Raw genomic sequence first — 6342 nt, forward strand, 5'->3', positions numbered from 1 at the left:
TCGAGCTGGCGCCAGACGTGACAATGGACGAGGTGAAGGCCAAAACCGAAGCCAACTTGAGCTAGCTGTCCGCTTTGGGTCAGATTTGGTAGTTGGTTTGCCTACCTATTTAATGTCTGCAGCTGCCCGTTGGAGCGGATGTTGATGGCGGGAAGTGCTTGCTCGAAAGGTGGCCCCATATCCGGTAATTGGGTCGTTGGAATTCTGACCCGAGGCAAGGTGTCGGGAGTTTTCTAATACCCGGTCGGGGATTTCTCTACAAAACATGTCTGGATAGGTACCTCCAGAAGCAACAAAGGCAGCTAGCTCCTCGCTAACTGCCTTTTTCTGCGAAACTTTGTCTCACTTTATGTGTCAATTGTCTCATTTTATGTGTCAGCCGACAACTATGTAGGGTGACGCAATTAATGAGACTGGCTTCTGCGGATTTCTGCCTTTTTCAGAATCCGAATGACACATAAAGTGAGACTGAGTGACGCATAAACTGAGACAATCCGTCATTTGCGACACATAAAATGAGACTATCCGACCGGCCGCTTTTCGTTCTGATGCCCGACTTCTCATTTTTACCGACAAATATAGCCGTTTTGCCAGAAAACGACCTATTACTTCTTAGAGATGCCGCAAAAGTTTGATCCCTTTTATTATAGTTAACGATTAGTTAATGTGTAATTGACATTATGGTTCAATGCGCCTTAGTCTCCCTAACGCGTATCTTAAATGTTTCATGGGGGGAGGGCAAAATGCCTGCCATTGGTAATTTTTCTTGGGATTCAGTGGATCGTCCAGTTCTTGATGGGAGCCAGCTGGAAGTCGGTGACGGGAAAACTTATGCCACAGTGGACTCTGCCCTAGCCGCAGCCACCGTCGGCGACACGATCACTGTTTTTGATGGCACCAACAGTCAGTCCTTTATCTGGAATGGAGGCAACGTTATTCAGGTTGGTGTCGGCCAGGACTATGCGACAGTTCAGGAAGCATATGCTGCATCAAACGCGGGTGATATCATCCTTGTACATGAAGGCACCTACAGTTTCAGCGGCAATGAATATTATCCAAAAAGCGATCATTCCGAACCAATCCTGATCTCTCATGACATCAGTATCATTGGTATCGGCACCGCCACGTTCGACATCGGTTATGTGGAGAAGGGGGCGTTGGTCACCAACCCAACGACGAATCAAACTCTTTATGTTGAGAATATCACCTTTACGGGCGCGTATGGGAACTCAGCAAATAGTGGGGGCATCAGGCACCAGGCTGGGGACCTGACCGTTGTCAACAGCACGTTCTCAGATAGTGAAAGCGGCATCCTGGCGCTGCCTGAGACCGGCACTGTCCATGTGGTGGATAGCTATTTCAGCGGTATTGGCAGCGACGGTTTTTCCCACGCCCTATATATCCAGGGTGAAAGCCTGATTGTTGAAAACAGCCATTTTGTTGACGCCCTGCATGGACAGCACGTGAAGTCGACAACCTATGGCCAGACAATTGTTGTTGATTCCGTCCTTGATGACGGCACTGGATCATCAAGCTATGCTGTGGATATCGGGGGCGGGGGCAACATCCTGCTGGACGGCAACACCTTCATCAAAGGTGCGGGCGCCGACAACAGTACCTTTGTCTGGTATGACGCCAACCGTTATGGCGGTGACCCGGGGGAAGTCTGGATCCAGAACAACAGTTTTGACGCCACAAACTATCCCAACATCAACAGCATGAAAGTTGTCGTGAACCGGACTTTTTCGGACGTTAACCTCGTCAACAATACAGTAGACGGCGTTCTTGAAGATCGCCTGATCATTGGCCTCGGCCATATCCAAAATGTCACGCTTGATGGCACGTTGCTGGCGGACACCACGGTTACGGAACACACCACCGCCCTAACATCGGCAGATGATATCTATGTCACTGAGCTGACAGGTGGCACAAACATCGCTGGAGAGGCTGGTGACGATTCCCTCATCGGTCTGGGCGGCGTGGATACACTCTGGGGCGGCACTGGCAACGACCTGTTAGTGGGCGACGACGGCGCTGACTATCTTCTGGGCGGAGCCAACGATGATACGATTTATGGTGGCGACGGCGCTGACATGCTCTATGGGGATTCGGGCGATGACCTGCTGATCAGCGGCGCCGGCACGGGCGACGAGCGCCTGCATGGCGGTGAAGGCAATGACACGCTAAGTATTACTACCGGCTATGCAAACGGCGGTGCCGACAATGACGTTATCGTTAGCACAGGCGATAACAAGGCGACGCTGCAGGGAGGTGCGGGCGATGACATTGTCTATGGCGGCCAGGGGGGCGACTTGATCCTGGGCGGCGACGGCATAGACATTGCTGTGTTTCACGGCATCTATGATCCGAATGATCCAGCGAATTCTGACTTCTCGATAGAGCCTAAGGCGAGCTGGTTCACGCAACTTGTGGTGAAGGGGATTTCCGAAGCCGGCATGAATGAGGTTGGTAACGGCATCAACTATTGGAACGGCGAGATTTTCTATGACGACAAGGAAACGTTCGCAGGCTTTGAAAAACTCCAGTTCGACAATGGTGTTTATGATGTCGCTACCGGCACCTTCACTGAGGGGTTGATCCTTGTCGATGTTGATTCAATCCTGAACGGTATCCCGGGCGGCGGCAACTTCAGTGATCCCGTGATCGGCACCGATGGAGACGACATTTTCACGGTGAGCGGCGTCAATGGCTTTACCACCTACGATGGTGGCCTGGGTAATGACCAGATTCAAGCCTCAGAAGCCGATATGTTCATTCGTCTTACGGCCTTCAACGCAGGTGATGTTGAAACGATCACGGCGAACGGGTTTACTGGTGTCTCCATTCTGGCAAGCAGTAGCGACAACAAGCTTGACTTCAGCGCCACGATGCTGACCGGCATCAGTTACATTGATGCCGGCCTTGGCAATGATACTATCGCCGGGTCGCCGGGGGATGACACTATCATCGGTGGCTATGGTAACGACCAGATGACTGGCGGTGATGGCAACGATGTGTTTGAAATTGCCGCAGGCGCGGGCACAGACTATATCGATGGCGGGCTCGGCGTGGATACTATTCGTATCACAGCAGACGACGTTACCTTGAGCCTAAGCAATGTCACGCTTGATAGCAATGCAGTCGAACAAATCGACATTGGGGCACACACTGGCGTAACGATCCTGGCTAGCAGCAGCAGCAACAACTGGAATCTGTCAGGCATTTCCATAGCAGGCATTACCTATATCGATATGCAAGTCGGTAACGACACGGTGACGGGAACATCGCAATCGGAAACCATTGTTGGCGGTGCAGGTGATGACAAACTGTATGGTGGCGCAGGTGACGATACGTTCCTTGTCGCCGTTGGGGATGGCTCTGACATAATCGAAGGCGGCGACGGCATCGATACCATTTTGGCGGCAGCCAACGATGTTGCCATTGGCCTTGGATCGTTCGATGCCACCAATTCGATCGAAAGTATTGATGCGGCCGGCCACACCGGCGTTACCGTTTCGCTCACATCCACTGGAAGCTTTGATTTCAGCCAGACCACCTTCACCGGCATCGATGGTATTGTCGCGGGCGGTGGTTCGGATACGATCCACGGTACCCAAGCGGCTGATACAATCGACGGCGGAGAGGGTTGGAACAAACTGTATGGCGAGGACGGCGACGATGTCTTCCTGGCATCCTCCAACAGCGGCCTCGAAACGTTTGATGGCGGCAATGGTGTGGATACAGTTCGGGCGTCGGCAGATGCCACCGCGATCAATATCGACCAATTCGTCGCAGGTGCCGTGGAAGTGATCGACGCAGGCGGCCACACGGGCGTTTCCATCGTCCACGACCACTATACCAACACATCAATGGACTTCTCCCAAACCATGCTCAATGGCATTGATCTGATCGCCAGTAGAGGTGGTCAGGATACCATCCGTGGTTCACAGGGAGCTGACATCATCGACGGTGGCAACGGCTGGAACAAACTCTATGGCGAAGGCGGCGATGATGTCTTCCTGGTTGCCTCCAACAGCTCTCTGGACACTTTCGACGGGGGCACCGGGAACGACACCATTCGGGCCACAGAGGACAATGCAGCTATCAATATCGACCAATTCGCCGCAGGCGCCGTGGAAGTGATCAGTGCGGGTGGTCACACGGGTGTTTCCATGGTCCACGACCACTATACCAACACATCAATGGACTTCTCCCAAACCATGCTTGTCGGTATTACCGACATTCTAGGGGGCAATGGGCAGGACACAGTTCGAGGGTCGCAAGGCAGCGAGGTCATTAACGGCCGTGCAGGCAATGACCAACTCTATGGCGAGAATGGCGATGACACGCTTCTGGGCGACACCGGAGCCGACCAGCTGGTTGGCGGCCTTGGGGCCGATGTACTCAATGGTGGCGCGGACAATGACCAGCTAACCGGTGGCGACGGCAATGATGTCTTCGCCTTTGGTGCGGGGTGGGGCGTGGATAGTGTTCTGGACTTCACAGAGGGTGACGTGCTGGACCTGACAGTGACAGGGTTGACCTTTGATGACTTGACAATCGTCCAGAGCGGTGAAGATGCCATCATTTCAGACCCGAACGGCAACAGCATCACTGTCGTGGGGGCAGGTGCGCAAGCCTTCTACAGTGCCAACCTTATCATCCCTGGCGCACCGACCGAACCCCCCGCTATGGGCTCCTTCCTGCAGGGGACAAACGGCGCAGAAACCATCAATGGCACATCCGTTGACGACACTATTGAGGGCCTGAACGGCAACGACACCATGTATGGCAATGGTGGCGACGATGTCTTCCTCTACACAAGAGGTGAAGGGCTGGACCGCTTCTATGGCGGAGACGGCAATGACAGCCTGATCGTTAGTGGCGACGAACTCTATATCAGTACATTTGATGCGGGCGATGTAGAAAGCATCAGTGGCTCTGGCGTTACCATTCAGGGTACCTGGCGGCACAATTCGTTCGATTTCAGCCAGACTATTTTGACCGGTATTGCCAAAATCGATGGTGGCACCGGCAACGACACTATCCATGGGTCGCAGGGCGATGACACCATTTTGGGTGGCGATAACGGCGACAAGCTTTATGGCGAAGCCGGAAACGACGTCTTTCTTGTCGTTGGCGGCGGCGGCAACGGCACCGATATCTATGATGGTGGAGCTGGCCTTGATACCATTCGTGCAACTGGCGACGATGCGCTCCTTTCCTTGTCTACCTTCGCAGCCGGTAGTGTTGAGGTCATCACAAGTGGTGGTTTCGCAAACATGACTATTGCCAGCACCTGGCAGCACAATTTGTTGGACTTTAGCCAGACAATACTTGTTGGTGTGACAGAAATTAGTGGCGGTGACGGCAACGACACCATCTATGGGTCCCAGGGTGACGACACTCTAAACGGCAATAGCGGTCGTGATGTTCTGTATGGCGAAGGAGGCGTGAATACCTTCCGCTATGACACCACAATCGACGATGACACCATCGGCGACTTCAAAGAGGGTGATATCATAGATCTGTCCACTACCTCCTATACCTTTGCCAGCCTGACAATTGTGCAAAATGGTGCAAATACCGAAATCACAGATGCAGCGACAGGCAAGACACTCACTATGCTGAATACCGACGCCAACAGCATCGACGAAACAGATTTCGTCTTCTCGCCACCAGAAGGTATCCTAGCGACACAGGACAATGAGGTGATTGTCCTTGGGGATATGTTCGTAACCGGCGAGGCCCCGTTGATTTCTGCTGATGGCCATAGTGGTGTGACCATTGGGGCTTCTGGCTCGGGGCCCAATGTTTGGGACTTCAGCCAGACTGTTCTGGTTGGTATCGGCTCCATCGATGCCAAGGGCGGAGACGACACCATTACAGGCTCAGCCGACGCTGATACGATCATCGGCGGTAGCGGACAGGACCGCTTGTTTGGCGGCGGAGGCGACGACACCTTTCTTGTTGGCCCTAGTGACGGATATGACCAGTTCGATGGTGGTGACGGGACGGACAGCATCCTCGCCACCACAGATAACGTCGCTATCATGATTGACTATAGTTTCCTAGCTGGAGCGGCCGAGATCGTCTCTGCCGACGGTCATAACAACGTCACCATCACCGGGCGTGGTTTTGGCAGTGACGATATGCTGGACTTTTCCGCGACCACGCTGGTTGATATTACGGCTATCGACGGCCAGAGCGGCGAAGATACCATCCACGGATCGCAGAGCGACGACACGATTTTGGGTAATACAGGCAATGATGTTCTATTTGGCGAAGGCGGTAGCGACATCATCATTGGCGGCGCCGGTACTGACAACCTGTCCGGTGATG

General features: G+C 53.4%; 1 pseudogene. It reads left to right on the forward strand.

The features are described from left to right. Window positions 1–776: 776 nt before the first annotated feature. A pseudogene (locus B3Z17_RS11495) lies at window positions 777–6342 on the forward strand (hypothetical protein); the annotation flags it as partial.

Source organism: Kordiimonas sp. UBA4487 (assembly GCF_002389025.1).
In the GTDB taxonomy this organism is placed as follows: Bacteria; Pseudomonadota; Alphaproteobacteria; order Sphingomonadales; family Kordiimonadaceae; genus Kordiimonas; species Kordiimonas lacus.